16 protein-coding genes are annotated in these 18,818 nt (G+C 38.8%); 6 read left to right on the forward strand and 10 right to left on the reverse strand.

The annotated features are described in order from the left end of the window. The first annotated feature begins 61 nt into the window (after positions 1 to 61). Both HMPREF9703_RS06235 and trhO read left to right on the forward strand, forming a co-directional pair. Positions 62 to 1,867: a M3 family oligoendopeptidase gene (locus tag HMPREF9703_RS06235; RefSeq protein WP_004636452.1), complete on the forward strand. Its 1,806-nt coding sequence runs from the start codon at positions 62 to 64 to the stop codon at positions 1,865 to 1,867. 134 nt (positions 1,868 to 2,001) lie between these two features. Continuing rightward, positions 2,002 to 2,967 (forward strand): oxygen-dependent tRNA uridine(34) hydroxylase TrhO, encoded by a 966-nt coding sequence (gene trhO, locus HMPREF9703_RS06240; protein WP_004636453.1) that lies wholly within the window; start codon positions 2,002 to 2,004, stop codon positions 2,965 to 2,967. Between the two features lie 111 nt (positions 2,968 to 3,078). Here trhO and HMPREF9703_RS06245 read toward each other — a convergent pair whose 3' ends face one another. Both HMPREF9703_RS06245 and relB read right to left on the reverse strand, forming a co-directional pair. Beyond that, positions 3,079 to 3,345, reverse strand: coding sequence for a type II toxin-antitoxin system RelE family toxin (locus HMPREF9703_RS06245; protein WP_004636454.1), 267 nt, complete (start codon positions 3,343 to 3,345; stop codon positions 3,079 to 3,081). Beyond that, positions 3,342 to 3,569, reverse strand: a complete 228-nt coding sequence (gene relB / locus HMPREF9703_RS06250) for a type II toxin-antitoxin system RelB family antitoxin (protein WP_004636455.1) — start codon at positions 3,567 to 3,569, stop codon at positions 3,342 to 3,344. The genes HMPREF9703_RS06245 and relB overlap by 4 nt, the downstream gene beginning before the upstream one ends. A 334-nt stretch (positions 3,570 to 3,903) precedes the next feature. Between relB and HMPREF9703_RS06255 the strand changes: the two genes are divergently transcribed. Next, positions 3,904 to 6,456: a transglycosylase domain-containing protein gene (locus HMPREF9703_RS06255; protein WP_004636456.1), complete on the forward strand. Its 2,553-nt coding sequence runs from the start codon at positions 3,904 to 3,906 to the stop codon at positions 6,454 to 6,456. Between the two features lie 715 nt (positions 6,457 to 7,171). On the opposite strand, the gene ccpA is transcribed toward HMPREF9703_RS06255, so the two are convergent. After that, positions 7,172 to 8,176 carry a catabolite control protein A gene (gene ccpA / locus HMPREF9703_RS06260; protein WP_004636458.1) on the reverse strand — a complete coding sequence of 335 codons (1,005 nt, stop codon included), beginning with the start codon at positions 8,174 to 8,176 and terminating at the stop codon, positions 7,172 to 7,174. Between the two features lie 172 nt (positions 8,177 to 8,348). Between ccpA and HMPREF9703_RS06265 the strand changes: the two genes are divergently transcribed. Beyond that, on the forward strand, positions 8,349 to 9,446 hold the full coding sequence (locus tag HMPREF9703_RS06265) for a M24 family metallopeptidase (RefSeq protein ID WP_004636460.1): 1,098 nt from the start codon (positions 8,349 to 8,351) through the stop codon (positions 9,444 to 9,446). Positions 9,447 to 9,543: 97 nt separating this feature from the next. On the opposite strand, the gene HMPREF9703_RS06270 is transcribed toward HMPREF9703_RS06265, so the two are convergent. Together HMPREF9703_RS06270 and HMPREF9703_RS06275 are read right to left on the reverse strand one after the other, a co-directional pair. Next, positions 9,544 to 9,891, reverse strand: a complete 348-nt coding sequence (locus HMPREF9703_RS06270; RefSeq protein ID WP_004636462.1) for a YtxH domain-containing protein — start codon at positions 9,889 to 9,891, stop codon at positions 9,544 to 9,546. Positions 9,892 to 9,922: 31 nt separating this feature from the next. After that, positions 9,923 to 10,276 (reverse strand): DUF948 domain-containing protein, encoded by a 354-nt coding sequence (locus HMPREF9703_RS06275; protein WP_004636464.1) that lies wholly within the window; start codon positions 10,274 to 10,276, stop codon positions 9,923 to 9,925. A 238-nt stretch (positions 10,277 to 10,514) separates the two neighbouring features. Here HMPREF9703_RS06275 and HMPREF9703_RS06280 point away from each other — a divergent pair, with 238 nt between their 5' ends. Next, positions 10,515 to 11,402: a mechanosensitive ion channel family protein gene (locus tag HMPREF9703_RS06280; protein ID WP_004636466.1), complete on the forward strand. Its 888-nt coding sequence runs from the start codon at positions 10,515 to 10,517 to the stop codon at positions 11,400 to 11,402. Positions 11,403 to 11,649: 247 nt separating this feature from the next. On the opposite strand, the gene HMPREF9703_RS06285 is transcribed toward HMPREF9703_RS06280, so the two are convergent. The 3 genes from HMPREF9703_RS06285 to HMPREF9703_RS06295 all read right to left on the reverse strand — a co-directional run bounded on the left by HMPREF9703_RS06285 (position 11,650) and on the right by HMPREF9703_RS06295 (position 14,851). Beyond that, positions 11,650 to 12,936, reverse strand: coding sequence for an HlyC/CorC family transporter (locus HMPREF9703_RS06285; protein ID WP_004636469.1), 1,287 nt, complete (start codon positions 12,934 to 12,936; stop codon positions 11,650 to 11,652). A 109-nt stretch (positions 12,937 to 13,045) separates the two neighbouring features. Continuing rightward, a complete protein-coding gene (locus HMPREF9703_RS06290; protein WP_004636471.1) occupies positions 13,046 to 13,834 on the reverse strand; it encodes a CPBP family glutamic-type intramembrane protease in 789 nt (262 codons plus the stop codon). Between the two features lie 39 nt (positions 13,835 to 13,873). Continuing rightward, complete coding sequence (locus HMPREF9703_RS06295) at positions 13,874 to 14,851, reverse strand: YeiH family protein (protein WP_004636472.1); 978 nt, start codon at positions 14,849 to 14,851, stop codon at positions 13,874 to 13,876. A gap of 141 nt (positions 14,852 to 14,992) precedes the next feature. Here HMPREF9703_RS06295 and HMPREF9703_RS06300 point away from each other — a divergent pair, with 141 nt between their 5' ends. Next, positions 14,993 to 16,426, forward strand: a complete 1,434-nt coding sequence (locus HMPREF9703_RS06300) for a phospholipase D-like domain-containing protein (RefSeq protein WP_004636474.1) — start codon at positions 14,993 to 14,995, stop codon at positions 16,424 to 16,426. Positions 16,427 to 16,540: 114 nt separating this feature from the next. Here HMPREF9703_RS06300 and thrB read toward each other — a convergent pair whose 3' ends face one another. Beyond that, positions 16,541 to 17,377, reverse strand: coding sequence for a homoserine kinase (gene thrB / locus HMPREF9703_RS06305; RefSeq protein ID WP_004636475.1), 837 nt, complete (start codon positions 17,375 to 17,377; stop codon positions 16,541 to 16,543). After that, a complete protein-coding gene (thrC, locus tag HMPREF9703_RS06310; RefSeq protein ID WP_004636477.1) occupies positions 17,374 to 18,816 on the reverse strand; it encodes a threonine synthase in 1,443 nt (480 codons plus the stop codon). Before thrC ends, thrB begins: the two co-directional genes overlap by 4 nt. Positions 18,817 to 18,818: the final 2 nt, after the last annotated feature.

Consider the following 18,818-nt stretch of genomic DNA (forward strand, 5'->3'; position numbering starts at 1 on the left):
TTAAAGTGGATATTAACATAGGCTTAGTGTACAATAATGAACATACGAAAGGATGATAATTATGACTTATGAACAAGTTTGGGATTTAGAATCCGTCTTTTCAGGCGGTAGTAATTCTCCTGAATTACAAGAAAAAATTGAAGCATTACAAACTGATATTGACCGTTTCGGTGAATTGGTAAAGAAATGGACCCCAGAAGAAGGCGCGGTTCACGCTGATAAATTAGCAACTATTTTCAACTTATCTGATGACATCTCTAACGGCCTATCACAAGGCTTTACATTCTCGATGGCGCATTTATCAGCTAAGCAAGATGACCAGCATGCTCCTATTCACATTAACAAATTAAGCTTACTTGCCACTCAATTCAGCAATTACTCAACTGAATTGACGAAAAAAATAGAAACTATCAATAATGATGATTGGCAAGCTCTACTGGCAGATGAACCCTTCCAGTCCATTGCTTTCCGTTTAAATGAAGAACGCGACCAGGCCAAAGAACTACTCAGCTTAGATTTAGAATCAGCGATCAATCAATTATCCGTTGACGGATTTAATGGGTGGAGCGATATGTATGATGATTTAGTCGCTTCTGTTACCGTTAAAATTGAACGCGATGGTGAGCTAAAAGAGTACTCTGCAGCACAAGCTGATAACTTACTAACATCCGCTGAGACTCCTGAAGAACGCGCCAAAGTTCTTGAAGCTTGGGAAACCGCTTGGCAAGAAAAAGCCCCTCTTTTCCAAACCGTCTTAAACCACTTATCCGGCTTCCGCTTAAATAACTATGAACTTCACGGAAAAGACAGTTACATGGAAAAACCACTCAAGATTAATCGTATGAAAGAAGAAACACTCGACGTTATGTGGGAAACCATTGATAAAAATAAAGATCGTATTGTCGATTTCTTGAATAAAAAAGCTGAATTAATGGGCTTAGATCAACTTGGCTGGGCAGACGTTGAGGCATCACTTCCGGTTGAAGGAGCTGATTTAAGTGAATATACCTACGATGAAGCAGCTGATTTCATTGTAAAAAACTTCCGTCAAGTCAGTCCACAAATGGCGGATCTAGCTCAACGGGCATTCGATGAAGCTTGGATTGAAGCAGAAGATCGTCCGAACAAACGACCAGGTGGCTATTGTGCCGACTTACCAGAAAGCGGTCAATCACGTATTTACATGACATTCTCCGGTTCAGCTGATAACGTCTCAACACTCGCACATGAACTAGGCCATGCCTTCCACAGCCATGTCCTCCGTAATGAACCTCGATTAAATCAAGAATATGCGATGAATGTAGCAGAAACGGCATCAACCTTTGCCGAGTTAGTCGTCACTGACGCAACCATCCAAGCAGCAAATAGTGATGCTGAGAAGCTCACGCTCTTAGACCAGAAAAACTCGCGCGCAGCCGTCATGTTTATGAATATTCATGCCCGCTATATTTTTGAACGTAATTTTTATGATCAACGTCAAAAAGGGATTGTCCCAACTGATCAGCTCAATGACTTAATGCAATCGGCTCAACAAGAAGCCTTCCAAGATGCCTTAAGCTCATATCACCCAACATTCTGGGCGAGCAAAGGACACTTCTACAGTACGGATGTTCCGTTCTACAACTTCCCGTACACATTTGGTTTCTTATTTAGTCTTGGCATTTATGCTCAAGCTGAATCCAATCCAGATAGTTTCGAAGAACGCTACATTAACCTACTGAAAGATACTGCTAGCATGTCAACAGAAGATCTTGCTGCCAAACACTTAGATGTTGACTTAACGCAACCTAAGTTCTGGCAATCTGCCATTGATCTTGTGTTGAAAGACTTAGATGAATTCGATCAACTTGCAGTTAAATTTGCTTAAGCTTTCTCTCCCCTGCCCATAAGTGCAGGGGATTTTTACTAGCTCAGAAAGTTGCTTTTAGTCCGAATAATCGGTATAATATAATAGATACACATTGTATATTTGAGCTATAGAATGTAGGAGGAACAAGTAATATGTCAGATTATAGAGTGTTATTGTACTACCAATATGTGGATATCGAAGATCCAGAACGTTTTCGTAAAGAGCATAAAGCCTTATGTGATCAGTTAGAATTAAAAGGTCGTATCTTAGTATCCGATGAAGGCTTGAACGGAACGTTATCCGGAACAGTCGAAAATACCCAAAAATATATGGATGCTATGCATGCTGATGAACGGTTTGCTGAGATGCCATTCAAGATTGATGAAGCTGACGAACATGCTTTCAAAAAAATGCACGTTCGTACACGTCCAGAAATTGTCAGCTTAAACTTAGGCGAAGAAGATGTGGATCCGAACCAAACTACCGGCCAACACCTTGAGCCAACTGAATTCCGTGATGCTTTATTAGATGAAGACACGATTGTTTTGGATGCACGCAATGATTATGAATATGACTTAGGACACTTCCGCGGGGCAATTCGCCCGGATATTCGTAACTTCCGTGAACTGCCTGACTGGATTCGTGAGAATAAAGAACAATTCATGGAGAAAAAAATGGTCGTCTACTGTACGGGTGGTATCCGTTGTGAGAAGTTATCTGGTTGGCTGCTAAAAGAAGGCTTCGAAGATGTAGCACAACTAAAAGGTGGTATTCACAACTACGGAACCGATGAAGAAACTCAAGGCGAACTTTGGGACGGTAAGATGTATGTCTTCGATGAACGAATTAGTGTCGACATTAACCGCAAAGAAAAAACCATTATTGGTCGCGACTGGTTCGATGGCGAACCATGCGAGCGTTACGTCAACTGTGCCAACCCATACTGTAACAAACAAATCTTGATGTCTGAAGAAAATGAACATAAATATCTGCGCGGTTGTACGCATGAATGCCGTGTTCATCCAGAAAACCGCTACGTCAAAGAACACAACTTAAGTACTGAAGAAGTCCAAGAACGCTTAGAAGCAATCGGTGAAAGCTTACCAACCTTTGCTTAAGTGACCTCTGCCCTACTAAACGATGAATAATTTCATCATTTAGTAGGGCTTTTTTTTCTTAAAGTTGGACTTGATGATGCCCCATTAAAAAAGTAGCACCCTTAATAGATGCTACTTGTAAATATCTTTTCGATGTCCAACTGCTAATGCTAATATAATTAGTTCTCTATCTCTCACATCACAAATAATACGATAATTCCCTACACGGTAACGCCATAAGTCTTTATATTCCCCTGTCAGTGCCTTACCATGCTTTCTAGGATTATCTACACCATCCACATTAGCTTTCAACCACCGTATAATCATCTCAGCTACGGGAGGGTCTAACTTTTTAAGTTGCTTTCTAGCTTTGTTGCTTAACATTAACTGGTAGCTCATAAATTAATTCCTAACTCATCTGCCATATCCTCTAAGGTAAATGTCTGAGGGTCATCCTCGTGCTCAGCTAACGCTTTAATCCCCACCTTGTAGTCTAGTTGATCTTCAATCTCTCTAATCAACGCTTGCTTAAATAATTGTGATATCGGTTGACCTGTCAATAAGGCATATCCATTAATTACTTGCTCTTCTTCTTTATTCAGTCGTACAGATACAATTGCCATTATTTACCCCTCCTTATGTATTACATTGTACTACATGCATTCAATAAAAGCAACCTATTCTCTATGTATTATATCATTATGATACATACGCTTTAGCTTTTTCAATTTTAAAAATTAAATACGCTTTATTCAACGTACACTAACCTACGCTAATAAATATTACTATTATTCTCCTAAAACAAAGTCATTCATTCATACAATGACATTAAATCTATTAAAAAGTGAATACATCAAACTAAAAAAGAACAAGATCAATTGCTTTTAAGTTTTGACTTGACGGTTTTTATTGATATAATTAAATGGATATAATAATTTTTGAGTGAGGGATCATATTATGAGTGGCAATCGATATAAAAAATGGACATTCAAACAAATCTTAGAAGAGTTTTACTACTACTTCGATATTGTTTATCGCGTTGTAAAGTCATTACTACTAATCTTAATCGTCATCATCGCTATCGGTGGAGCCTTCGTCGGTGGAGCCGGTCTAGGGTATTTCGTCTCATTAGTAGATAAAGAAATTCCAACAGTCGAAAAACTTAGCGAAGAAATCAATGAATACTCATCAACATCCTCAGCCTACTATGCTGATGGTACCTTAATTAGTGAACTGCGATCTGACCTTTCACGAACACCTATTGAATATGAGGATATGTCAGAACGAGTCATCCAAGCAATTATTTCAGTTGAAGATGAATATTTTTATGAACACCAAGGAATCGTGCCGAAAGCTATCTTCCGAGCATTGCTTCAAGATATTGTAGGAGCTTCTCAGAGTACCGGTGGATCAACCTTAACCCAACAAGTTATCAAACAACAATTATTAACCAATGAAGTGACCCACGAACGAAAAGTCAACGAAATGTTGTTGGCCCTTCGCTTAGAAAAACACTTCTCTAAAGAAGAAATTCTGGAGTCTTACTTAAATGTCTCTCCATTTGGCCGCAATAACCGCGGTGAAAATATTGCGGGATTGTATGAGGCAGCCCACGGAATTTTTGGAGTAGAACCCGTAGATTTAAATCTACCACAAGCTGCTTTTATTGCAGGTTTGCCCCAAAGTCCAAGCCGTTACACACCGTTCACTCAAATTGGTGGCATGAAAGAAGATATTTCTGATGGATTAGCCCGAAAAGATAATGTCTTATTCAGTATGTATCGTGAAGGGGTTATCTCAGAAGAAGAATATAACGAAGCTGTCGCTTATGACTTAGCTGCAGACTTCTTACCACGTGAAGAAATCGAAGAAACAGAAGAACGACGCTCATATGTCTATGATATTGCTGAAAAAGAAGCACGAGACATCATTATTAATCAACTGGTTGCTCAAAGTGAGCACGAAGCTTCTGAAGTAAGTAATAATCAAGATCTCTACAATGAATTCTACGAACGAGCTGACTACTTGCTACGTTCCGATGGTCTTAAAATTACAACAACTCTCGATAAGCAAATCAATGACCGCTTACGTCAAGTCACTAGTGATTATGTCGACTCCCTCGGTTATGAACGTGAATTAGGCTGGACGGATGAGGATGGTAATTATCAATCAGAAATTATGCCAATTCAAACAGGATCGACCCTAGTTGAGAATGAAACCGGTCGAATATTAGCTTTCGTCGGTGGCCGTGATTATGAATATGATAATTTCAACATCGCTTTCCAGTCCCGTCGTTCAAGTGGATCAACAATTAAACCACTAGCTGTTTTTGGGCCTGCTTTAGCAGAACATATTATTACGCCAGAAACGATTATCCCTGATACACCACACTATGTTCCAAGTGGCCAGTCAACACACGAAGTAACAAATGCTGGCGGAGTAGCAACTAATGAATGGCTTTCTGCTCGAAATTGGCTCGCTCGTTCGCAAAACATTCCGACATCGAAAATCTACATGTCTATGCTTAATCGTGGGCTTTCAGCAGAACCTTATATGCGACGTATGGGAATTGGCGAATCAGCCATTCCATCTGAAGACTTCGGTAACGCTGCAACGGCTCTTGGAGGATTACGCAACGGGATGACTGTCACTGAAATTACGGGAGCTTATGCTGCTATCGCTAATGGTGGTTACTTCAATAAACCACATGTTATCGAAAAAATTGAAAATGGTCGCGGTGAAGTCATCTATGAATTCCAACCTGAAAATGAACAAATTTGGGATGAAGCAACGAACTTCTTACTTGTTCAAATGTTAAAAGAAGTTGTCAATAGTTCATACGGAACAGGTAATTACTTGACGGGTCTACTGAACTTCAGTACCAGCAATCTTATGTCTAAAACCGGAACATCCGATCAATATGCCGATCTCTGGTTTGTCGGATCCACACCGAAAATCTCATTCGGTAACTGGTTCGGTTATGAAAACCAAAACTTAAAAGTCGGCTTTGACTACGGACAACAGCCACACCATCGTAGTCAAATTATGTGGGCTCGTTATATGAATGCTGTTTATGAAATTAGACCTGATTTAGTTGCACCAGGTGAACAGTTCTACTTCCCATCTGATCAAATTACCTCAGCTAATATTGTCGCTGAAACAGGAATGCAACCGGGAACTGTTGGACTTCCTAATGGGGGAACAACTCGTGCTAGCGGTAATATTGTCTCTAGATACTTCAGTGTTCAGAATGTTCCTGGTGTAACAACCTATGACTTTGCAATTGGTGCTACTAGCCAAGAATTAGCTAATTTCTGGAGTCGGGGAAGTCAACCAGCTGCTAGAGGAAATAGTAGAAACAATAATCAGCAGCAATCAGGATCATCAGATAACACACAAGATAATACGACAACGCCAAATGAAGGGGGTCAAACTGAAGAAGGTGGTGGCGGACCTATCCAAGACTTCTTGAACGGCCTCTTTAACCAAGAAGAAAACAATAACCAATAAACTTATCTATGTAGAACCCCAGCTAATCAACATATAAATGTTGATCGGCTGGGGTTTTTATATCTATAGCCATCATTTATGGCGCAGGAGAATCTTCTGACATGGGTTCTTCTGCTAATAATTGAATTTGGTGTAAACCGAATGTTTCATGTTCCTTGGCTGTACCAGGTTTAGAGCCATGAACAAAGGCTGACACCCGATTATTAACGATTGAGAGACTTGTAGTCCATAGTGCTGGAATTTCCGGTACTTCCTTGATACGGAAAGCTTGCCATTCTTTGAAGGCCTCTGTTCGGAAAGCATCATCAAAGGCTTCATCTGATTGAATCTTATCGAGAAGTGCCGTATGTTCTTCTGTTGCATAACGTGGGTAATTAAACGCGGAGTTCGGAGCATGCCCAGAACATTATATTTCCTCCTTAAGCCTGTCCTTTTCCCCAACAGCTACTGTGCTCTCAGTTGCAAATCACCACTTTCTCTGTTTGATTATTTCCAATGTTAAATTTTGAGCATTAATATAAAAATATAAGAGAACATACTATTATTTTATATTTAACCGCTTACAATTAATGGTGAAATAAATTCATATAATCGACTGCTTATTAACAGTATAATTAATAACATTGGAAAAGTTCTTATTGCCACCTCCTTCTTTTCTCCAATGTTATCAGTTATATTATAATTTTGCAAGCGTTTTATTTATTTGGGTTAAATTTTATTTTGTCGTTCCTTTATTATCAATGTGGTACGGCAAGACGACATGCTTATCACTAATATCATCTTCTTTGTTCATCAATTTAGTCAAGAGACGCATCGCTACGGCACCGATATCATATAACGGCTGAACAACCGTTGATAATTCTGGACGAGAAAGTTTAGCTAATTTTGAGTTGTTTGATGTAACAATTTCAAAATCTTCTGGTACTTTAAGTCCGTTATTAATCGCAACATTCAAGAAGCCAACTGCTAATTCATCATCAGAGAAAACAGCTGCCGTCGCGTCAAGATTAGCTAGTCGATCATAGACAGCTTGTCCATTTTTGTATGAGTTTGCTTCCTGGATCACATAATCTTCGTTGTAGGTTAAGCCATTTTCTTCTAAGGCTTCCCGGTAAGCTGCTAGACGTAAGGCATCATTGACATTTTCCTCATCTGATTTGTAGACAAAGGCAATATTTTTGTTCCCATTTTTAACCAGTAAGTCCACACTTTGTTTTAAAGCTTTTCCGTAATCAATATTGACACTAGCTAGTTCTTTTTGTGGATCAACAGTTCCAGCCAAGACAACTGGTGTGCGCGAGCGTTCGAATTCATCTCTAAGCTCATCGGTAATTTTTGTTCCCATATAAATAACACCATCGACTTGCTTAGCCAATAAGGTGTTCAGGACTTTTACTTCTTTTTGTTCGTTCTCATCGGAGTTTGCTAGGATGATGTTATATTTGTACATCGTTGCAATATCATCAATTCCCCGTGCGAGAGCTGAATAATACAAGTTAGTGACGTCAGGAATAAGTACCCCTACTGTTGTTGTTTTCTTACTTGCTAATCCTCTCGCTACTGCATTTGGACGGTAATTCAATTCATCAATCACAGCAAAAACTTTCTTACGAGTGGATGGTTTTACATTTGGATTGCCATTTACGACTCGTGAAACAGTAGCCATCGATACGCCAGCTTCACGTGCAACATCATAAATCGTTACAGTTTGTTTTTCCATAACATATTCCTCAATTCTATAATTTATTATGCTCCTAATTTAACAGATAATGAAAGAGATTTCAACACTTTTTGTTTAAAAATGAAAAATTTTTCAGAAACCGTTTCAGTTTTCTTCACTTCTCTGCCTCTTTCATGATACAATAGATTCAATACGAAAGTGAGTTGATAAAATGACCCCACTAAAAACATTACAAGACCATTTATTGAACGAAAAAATTGATCTAGCTATTATTAATAATCCTGCTTCAATTGCCTATTTTACAGGCTTTATAAGTGAACCACATGAGCGGATTTTCTTATTATTTGTCACACCAGAAGATAGCTATCTGTTCACTCCTATGCTGGATAAAGCTGAAGCTCAAGCTGCAAGTGGATTGAGCGTATATGGATATGAAGATGCGGATGATCCATGGCAAGTAATTGATAAAACAATTTTGTCTTCATTAAACCCACTTAAAACAGTTGCTATCCAAGAAGATTCACTGACCGTTGCATGGTTTCATGCCTTAACTCCTTTCCTCAATGAGGCAAACTTAACGGACATAAGCAACACCTTAGATCAGATTAAACGCTTAAAAACGTCAGAAGAAGTTCAAAAATTACATGAATCTGGTCAGCTGGCTGATGAAGCAATTAAGGTCGGTGTTGAGAGCCTACGAGTGGGTATTAGCGAAGAAGAAGTCGTTGCTATCATTGAATTCGAAATGAAAAAACGTGGCGTATCAAAAATGAGCTTTCCGACTATGGTTTTATTCGGTGATCATGCCGCTAGCCCACACGGTACTCCCGGCAAGCGTCAACTCCAACCTAATGAGCTAGTCTTATTTGATCTAGGTGTGATCTACAATGGATATGCCAGTGATATGACACGAACGGTTTGTTTCGGCGATGTATCGGACGAAATCAAGTCTATCTATCAAATTGTTTTAGAAGCGCAAGAAACCGCTCAGAAGTCAGCCTCACCCGGCATGACAGCGCATGAATTGGATCAAATTGCACGAGATATTATCGAAGAAGCCGGTTACGGTGAATACTTCATGCACCGCCTAGGTCATGGTATCGGTCAAAGTGTCCATGAATATCCCAACATTCGTCCGGGCAATGATTTACCATTGGATGAGGATATGTGCTTCTCCATTGAACCAGGGATCTATATTCCTGATTACGTCGGGATTCGGATAGAAGACTGTGTACACTTAACTGACCATGGCGCTGAGTCTTTCACCCATCATCCTAAAGAACTTCAGATCATCCCTATCAAAAATTAACTAATACCCAAAATTAATTTATAAATCTTTCAATATAAAAGCTCTCAGCCGGTGCAATAGGCACTTAACTGAGAGCTTTTATAACATTTAACTTGATTTATTTTTTAACAGAATCTTTCAAGTTTTCTGCTGTGTCTTTAACAGAGTCTTTAACCTCATTGAAGTTTTTTTCTGCTTTTTTCGCACCTTTTTCAACACTATCTTTTGCTTTATCGAATGAATCTTGTGCTTTGTCTGCAGCTTTTTGACCCGCTTCTTCTGCTTGGTCTTTTAATTTTTCACCTTGTTTTTTCGCTTCTTGTGCCAAGTCATCTGCTTGGTTAGCGATGTCGCCACGCAATTCTTCACCTGATTTAGGTGCAAATAAGAGAGCTGTCACTCCTGCAACAACGCCACCCACTAATGTTCCTGCTAAAAATCCTGATGCAAAATCTTTTTCGCTCATTTGAAACATCCTTTCCTAATTATGTTAGTATTTATCTTCTTGTATTCTTTCCTGCTATACTTTTTGTTAGACGGACTGTCTTCTCATTCAAGCCAGATACTGACTCTCCTAAGTCGCCAACCGCTTTAAACAATGGATCAGTTGAGCCCAGCTTATTATTGACATCATCAAGTGTTGTGTTTGTTTTGTTTAACAATCCTTCCACTTCGATCAATAAATGGTCAGCATCTTTTGTAATTGTATTCAAGCTTGTATTTACCTCTTCGATCGTTGTGTTCAATTCTGTTACAACACCCGTCACTTTCAACAGTAAATAGCATAATACAAAAGCAATTAGTGCAAATGCTACTGCTGCAATTAAAGCAGCAATTTCTCCTCCTGTCATATATATCCCTCTCTCTCTAAATTATCTAACCTAAGAATACCATTATATCAGCCCAAACACAAATATTTTAAGCTATTTTTACTATAAATTTTAAATTTATTGCTTTAAATCATTAACTAAAAAATTCCTAGTACTCATCTGACATTCTATATCAACTATGATATAATATGATAGCATTTGTCGTTGTGACTAGCAGTAAGACGATAAATAAACAATTAAAATAGAAGGAGTGATATAGATGAACGGAAATTCATCTGAAACATTAGAAGGTAATATTCAAGAACAGACAAATATTTTAATTGAATACTGGAATAATATTGATTGGCAGCATATTTTCTTCTCAACCGTCATCGGTATTATCCAGATTATTATTGTATTGATCTTATATTTACTTGCTAAGAAGATAGGTAATCGTCTCATTAAAGGGAGCTTTAATCGGCAAAAAAATCGGGCAGAAAATCCTGTACGGGTCAATACAGTTGAACGCATTATTGTCAATATTTATAATGCTGTACTGGTATTCTTAGCCATGTTTAGTGTGTTAGAAATTATTGGTGTTCCTGTTGGCTCACTGATTGCCGGGGCCGGAGTAATTGGTTTAGCCTTCTCACTAGGGGCACAAGATTTTGTGTCTGATATTGTTAATGGCTTTATGATTATGATGGAAGGTCAGATTGATATTGGTGATCAAGTTGTCATTGATGGTACATGGGGAACCGTTGCTGATACGAACTTAAAAACCACACAAGTAAAAGGATTCGACGGCTCTATTTACTACATCCCTAACCGAAAGATTGAAATGATTTGTAACCGTTCAAAAGGAAATATGCGGGCTGATGTGCATATTAGACTCTTCCCGGATACAGATACGGAAAAAGTACGTTCAATTATTCGACAAGTTAATAAAGAAAAATTCCCAGATTATCCAACCATTGTGGGAGAACCTAATATTATTGTTCACCCAATGGAAAATGGGCAAGCTTCCTTGCGGGTTGACATCTTCACCAAGCCTGGTCATGAATGGAATATTCAGTGGGATTTCTTTGAATATTACATCTCACGCCTTTCTCAAGAAGGCATTAAACTTCCGGCAAACACTTTGGATATAACGCCTCGCGCAAAATAAATTTTAACTTTCATTCTATTCTAGTCACAAATCGCTAGATAGAATGAAAGTTTTTTAGTTTAAACTCACTTTTTCAGTTTTTGATAAACCGTTAGCTGAGAAGAAATATGACGAAACTATCTAAAAATCTCCAGATAATAATAGAGATAGACACTAACTTTGAAGCCCAAACAGATGTAAGGTCGATCTTCTGCTAATAGTTCATCAAAAAAAGATAGCCTCAAGAAATGAGACTATCTTCTCCGTGCTATAATTTGTGCTCCTCTTCAGTTAAGTGCACACGTTTTACTTGAACTTTATTCACCCGTCGCTGTTTTACACCGGTTGCTTTAAAGGTAAAATGATCGTAAATAAATGTGTCACCTTCTTCCGGTACCCGCTCGAGTTGTTCAATCATGAACCCACTCACAGTACTTGAAATCCAATCATCAGCAGGTACGATCCCTAATAATTCACACAACTTATGCAGTGAATACGTTCCTTTCACTTCATAAAGCTGATTTTCTTCCACAATCGTTATTTCATCTTCAATAATATCAGTCTCATCCCATATTTCACCGACCAATTCTTCCAAGGTATCTTCCATAGTCACAATTCCTAACATACCTCCGTGTTCATCAACTACCACAGCCATATGTCGTTTTTTGCGTTGCATCATTTGGAGTAAATCAAACACTTTCATCACAGGTGGCACAAAGTCAACTTCTGATATCAAATGAACGATAGACGGTACGCGAAGCTTTCCTTTAGCTTTTGCTCGCTGGTAACGGTGGAAGTCCTTCTGGTGTAGTATTCCCACTGTGTGATCAATTGATTCTTCATAGACGATTAACCGTGAATGGGCTGATTTTTCGAATGCCTCTTCCATCTCTTCATCGGTCGCATCAATATCGACCCCGTTCACATCAACGCGTGGTGTTAAAATAGTCCCCACTTCGACATCATCGAATTCAATCGCTGCCTTCACTAATGAGTGCTCTTCCGCTTCAATACTCCCCTCAGAACGTGCTTCATCGACAAATGACAGTAACTCTGCCTCACTAATTGAATTCACCTTCTCAATTGGGACGAGACGATTAATCATATCTTGCCATAACGTCGCCAACCAAATGAGGGGTTTAAACAAAATAATAACGACACTTAAAATCGAAGCCCCAAACATCGCAATCTGCTTAGACAACAATTTGGCAACCAACTTTGGTGTGACTTCAGCTAAGAATAATAATAAGATTGTCGTCACAATCGTTGAAACCATGGCCCCATAATCAGGCATCAAGCGAACAAAAAATAACGTCGCAATTGCTGAACAAGCAATGTTAGCAATATTATTGCCAATCAGAATAGCGGTAAGTAATGCATTGTAGTCTTGTTTTAGCTGTAACGTTTTTTCAGCTTTTTTATTGCCATTCTTCGCTTCTGTCTTCAATTTCACTTCACTAACGGAAGTAAAAGCTGTCTCGCTAGCTGCAAAAAAAGCCGACATGAGTACAAAGATAACAAACAAAATCAAGCTACTTATTTGACTAGAGTCCATTCTTGGACAACTCTCCCTCTGTTCATAATCTACCATTCATTATACCAGATTGCCTCTTCTAATCCTAATTTAAATCAATGTTTTTCTTAAATTAGAAACTATTCACTTATTATAATACAACAGCCAGCAATAATTGAACGGCATACATCCCAACATGTGCCATCATATGACATAAGATCGCTGATTCTAGTGTGAAACGCCAATAAAAATATCCTGTCATCATCCCAGCCACTCCATTTAATAAAAGGAGACGTAACCATACAAAAGGAGTCATCTCGAATAATTGGAGCGTCATTGGTAAGTGTCCTAAAGCAAAAACAATCGCTACGATACTAATAGCTAACCAATAATGCCATGACTTAAGGCGACTACTTGAGCGAGACAGGAAATATATAATAGTCGTCATTAAACCAAAGCGCAACATGATTTCCTCAATCACGCCTCCATAGAACACACCTGCTAATAAGGACTGAACAGAAGGCATCATTTCTGTTAATTCCGGGATAAATGCACTAAAAAATAAATCAGCTAACCCAATTCCTATCCCTAGTTCGAGCCCAAGCAACAAAACACTGCTAAGGCTATCCTTGAATAGCGCCCATGCATAGGCTGACCGCTCATAGATAACAGCATGCAAGCCTACTTTTTGAAAGAAGAATTGCCCCGCTAATAATGCAATGAGTGCTAGTACTAATGGCTGAATAAGTGATAATAACGCATACTGTACTGCTGAAAAACGCGAATACCCGATTTGGTTAATTTGTTCTTCAATAATTATCACTAATGCTGGGAAGTACGCCAGTAAACTGCCAATAATCATTAAAGCATAGTAGCCAAATCCTTGCCATCTTTGTCGTTTAGTTAACGGCGTACCGTATTGTAATCCATCTTGCTTCATTGATCTAACAACTCCTTTTGATTCAAATTTTAGTCCCGTTTAAACAATAAGTCCTAAAATAACCACAATTGCAATGACAATCACTGCTGCTGATAAGATAAGAGCATGCAAGAATGGCTTAGCTCCCACTGTTCGAATCGTATTCAGGTCTGTTTTCAATCCCACACCTGCTAACGCGGTAACCATTAAAAATTTTCGCAAGTCATTCAGAGGCGCGCCTAACTCTTCTGGAATCCATCCTACTGTATTAGCTAAGGCTAACCCTACGAATAAAACGATAAACCAAGGGAAAACTCGTCCCAGCGTCTGCTGCCAACTATCGCCTTCTCGAGACTGTAAAGCACCATAAGTCAACACAACAGGGATAATACCTAACGTACGAGTCAATTTAACCGTCGTAGCTATCGCTCCCGCACCAGCTGAGAAAGCAAAACTCGCTGCAACTACACTTGATGTATCATTAATCGCGGTGCCTGACCAGAATCCCATAATTTGGTCAGAAAAGCCTAGCAGTTGTCCCACTAGTGGAAAGAGGATGATTAAGACCATATCGAATAAAAAAACAGTCGAAATTGCGTAAGTTGTCTCTTCTTCTTCCGCTTCGATAACGGGCGATAAGGCACTAATTGCTGAACCCCCACAAATCGCCACACCTGCTGACAATAGTGCGGTCAGTTCACGCCCCGTACCGAACCACTTCCCTAATAATTTCCCAGCGATAAAAGCCGTCCCAATCGTAAAAGCCAGCAAAATGAGCGCTTGTACCCCTACTTCCGCAATCAAGGCCATATTCATCGAAGCTCCGAGCAAAATAATAAATACTTTTAATAAACGCTTGGCAGCGAACTGTACACCCGGTTTCACTTGCTCCGGTAATGTCCATAGATTCCCCACAAGCATACCAATAAAAAGAGCAACTACTGTAGCCCCAACAAAATCAACAGGCAATAAAGCGACGATTCCCATCGATAACCCTGCAATGACCATTGTTACAATTAATCCACTTACTACTGTCATCAAACCATCCTTAATCTTTTTTATCATTACTATTTTAACATAATAAATTAATCATATAATACTTTTTTTCAAGAGTCAATTTAGAAATCAATTAATCTATGGTATGATAAAGACAAGCATAATTTGAAAGGTTTTGGTTGCATGCAAAAAAAATCATTTTTTAAAACATTAGGTGCAGTACTTATTCTGATTCCAGTGGTGGTCGGAAGCTATCACGTCTTCAAATCATCACCAGAGTCCGTCTCATATGAAAGTGATGTCTATCAGACGGATTCAGCAAAGTTTATTTACGATTTAACATATGAGACAGAAGATGGCACGATTCAAAATGACCAAACAATCTTAGATCATATGTATGATATTATCGATGAAGCAGAATCTTTCTTATTGATGGATCTCTTTCTCTTCAATGACGACTATGATCGTACGTCTCAGAAGTTTCCTTCCGTGTCACATGACTTAGCAGACCGCTTAATTCAAAAAAAGCAAAACAATCCCGAAATGGACATTCTGTTGGTGACTGATCCGATTAATAGCTTCTATCGAACCTATACACCTGATCATTTCAAAGCAATGGAAGAGGTCGGAATCAAAGTCGTTCAGACGGATTTGAAACCTTTGCGTGACTCGAATCCCCTCTACTCTAGTCTATACCGTTCTTACCTGCAATGGTTCACTCCTTCCACAGCTAGTTATATGAAAAATGTCTTGCGTCCACAAGGTCCTGATGTCAATATCGGCTCTTACATTGAAATGCTGAACTTCAAGGCCAACCACCGGAAGACCGTTATGAGTGAAAAAACGGCTTTAATTGCTTCATGGAATCCGCATGATGGAAGTGGTTATCATTCTAACATTGCCTTCACCGTTCAAGGGGATGTGCTGAATGATTTACATTACAGTGACAGTTCTGTTGCACGTTGGTCTGACGTTGAAGATCAATATATTCCCGATGCATCCGCAATTGAGTCTGAAACAACTTCGAATGGCACTTACCAAGTCCAACTTATTACCGAACAAAAGATTAAAGAACACTTACTGAGCACTATTCAATCTGCCCAATCTGGTGATCACTTAAAAGCCGGTTTATTCTATTTATCTGACCGCGACATTATTGATGAGTTGAAACGAGCAAGCCAACGTGGAGTCAATATTCAACTTATCCTAGATATTAACCGCGATGCATTCGGAGCTAAAAAGATCGGTATTCCCAATAAACCTGTTGCTGCGAAATTAATTGATGAGGAAAATATTGATATTCGTTGGTACGAAACACACGGTGAACAATATCATGCGAAGTTTCTTGTTCATGAAGGGCAAGAAGACATGACCATTATCGGGGGATCCGCCAACTTCACACGACGTAATTTGGATGATTATAACTTAGAAACCGATTTAAAAGTGGTCGGCCCACATGACTCAGATCTAATGCAAGAAGTGACTGCTTATTATGATCGCATTTGGCACAATGATGGTGGACATTATACAGTTGATTATACCGTTCATGCTGAAAATAGCTGGTGGAAGAATATGGTCTACTTTATCCAAGAAAGATTTGGTACCTCAACATTTTAATAAATTGTGAAAGATGAAAGAACAGCTAAGCACCAAAGAATACTGGTAGCCTAGCTGTTTTTCTTAGCTTATTTTTATCTTCATTCATGGTGATCTTTAAAATTTAAGACTCACCTATTCCCAATAATAGCCTTGATTGTTAACCGTTAAATAACGTATATTAAGATGGGAAAATTGTCTTGAGAGCATATGTTTTGTCTCAGTAGTAACATGAGCTAAGGCAATCATAGTAGGCCCAGCACCACTAATAAAGCTTCCATAAATATCGGGTAGTTGCTTCAAGGCTTTAATCGGTGCATAATCAGGAATAGTATCTTTCCGATAAGGTTCGTGTAATTTATCTTCAAGGGATTCGCTTACATTATGATAATTTTCAGTCATCAAACAACTCACTAACAAGGCTACACGCGAAATATTATGAACAACATCTGCTTTAGGATAAAGATCTGGAAGCAGTTGTCGTGCTTCGCTAGTAGATGATTCATACGGTGGAATAAAGGTAACAAAGTCCAATGTTTCTGATAAGGCAACTTTTTGACAGTAAACCTTGCCCTCTCTAACTGTCGAAATAACAAGTCCGCCTAGTAGAGCTGGCGCAACGTTATCAGGATGCCCCTCCATCTCTGTTGCTAAATTCAATAATTCTTCATCCGTGAGAGCGTGATTATTATACTGATTTGCTAACAATAACCCACCAACAATTAAACTGGCACTGGAGCCTAATCCCCGTGAAATGGGGATAGATGTTTCAACAATACAGACGCATAATGGAGGTGCCTTTTTATCCAGCGCAGTAAAATATTTCTGAAAGGCATCATCGGCTAATGTATGTGATGCCTTACAACTTTTCTTATCACATAATTCATACGCGTTATATAGATTGAGCGCAATACCTAAACTATCAAATCCCGGGCCGATATTTGCAGTTGTAGCTGGTACATATACTTTCATCGTTTCTCTAACAACTCCTTCACCCGATCTTTTATCTCCGTTTTGTCAATTATATGCTTCGGTTGAATGTCTGCATTGGCAATGGCTACAATGGATTCTGGAATAGTCGTTCCAGTCACTTCTGCTAAGCGATAAATTTTCTCTTGTAAAGTGCCACTTGTCTCTAATTGGATAGCTTGAAGAACGGGATCAACAAATTTATACGGACTAGCCGTTGAAACAACCAAACAATGACGTGTTGATAATTTTGATGCTTGATAAGCTACAGCTGTATGCGGATCAATTAAATACTTATCCGTGACGAAGACTTCTTGAATACCTTGAAGTGTTTGCTCATCATTAGAAAAATCTGCTTGTAAATACTCTGGGAATCCTTCAGACCAAGTAAATTGTCCAGTCTGATTTAAGGTGTTATATGCTTCTTTAATCATCTGTGAATTCCCGCTAGAAATCAAGTGCAAAAACCGCTCCAAATTGCTCGATATTAAGATATCCATAGATGGAGAATAGGTTTTTACAAAATCGCGATTCGTATTGTAAACTCCTGTATGAAAAAAGTCTGTCAGCACATTATTGCTATTAGAGGCACAAATTGTTCCTTCAATCGGTAACCCCATTTGTTTTGCATAAATTCCAGCTAAAATATCGCCAAAATTACCTGTTGGCACGGCTATATCTATGCTTTCCCCTGCTTTAATGACGTTGGTATTTACGAGTTGATCGTAACTGTAGAAATAATAAGCAATTTGCGATATAAGTCGAGCAATATTAATTGAATTGGCTGTCATAATGTTAATCTTTTTATCAGATGCCAGTGTCTTTATAGCTGAATCACTGAATAGTTCTTTTACGGTTTTTTGAGCATCATCAAAGTTCCCTTCAATAGCATATGTTACGGCACCCGGTTGGTTCACTGCTTCCATTTGACGCATTTGTATCTCTGATACTCCGTTTGTTGGATAAAATACGTTTATGTGTGCATGTTCTTGTCCAGCGAATCCATGCAGTGCTGCACTTCCCGTATCACCTGAAGTTGCCACTAAAACCAGTATATCACTAGCTAAATTATTTACTTCATGGCTAACGGATACAATTTCTGCTAACACGGTTAATGCCATATCTTTAAATGAAGCTGTCGGCCCGTGATATAATTCCAAAAATGATCGCTTCCCAAATGATCGAACTGGTGCAAATTCATTTGTGAACTTTTTATTATAATGACGAACAATACGATTGAGTTGGTCTTCTGTAAATTCAGGAAAATAAAGAGATAATATGATTTTTACAAGTTCAGGATATGCTTTGCCTCGGACATTTTCCCAAGAGAGTTGCGGAAATTTTTGTGGGACAAACAACCCACCATCTTCACTCATTCCCTTAATAACTGCTTGTGATCCTGTTATTTTATCTTGGTGCCCTCTAGTTGATTGATAGTACATCC

The sequence above is a fragment of the Dolosigranulum pigrum ATCC 51524 genome (genome assembly GCF_000245815.1).
GTDB lineage: Bacteria > Bacillota > Bacilli > Lactobacillales > Carnobacteriaceae_A > Dolosigranulum > Dolosigranulum pigrum.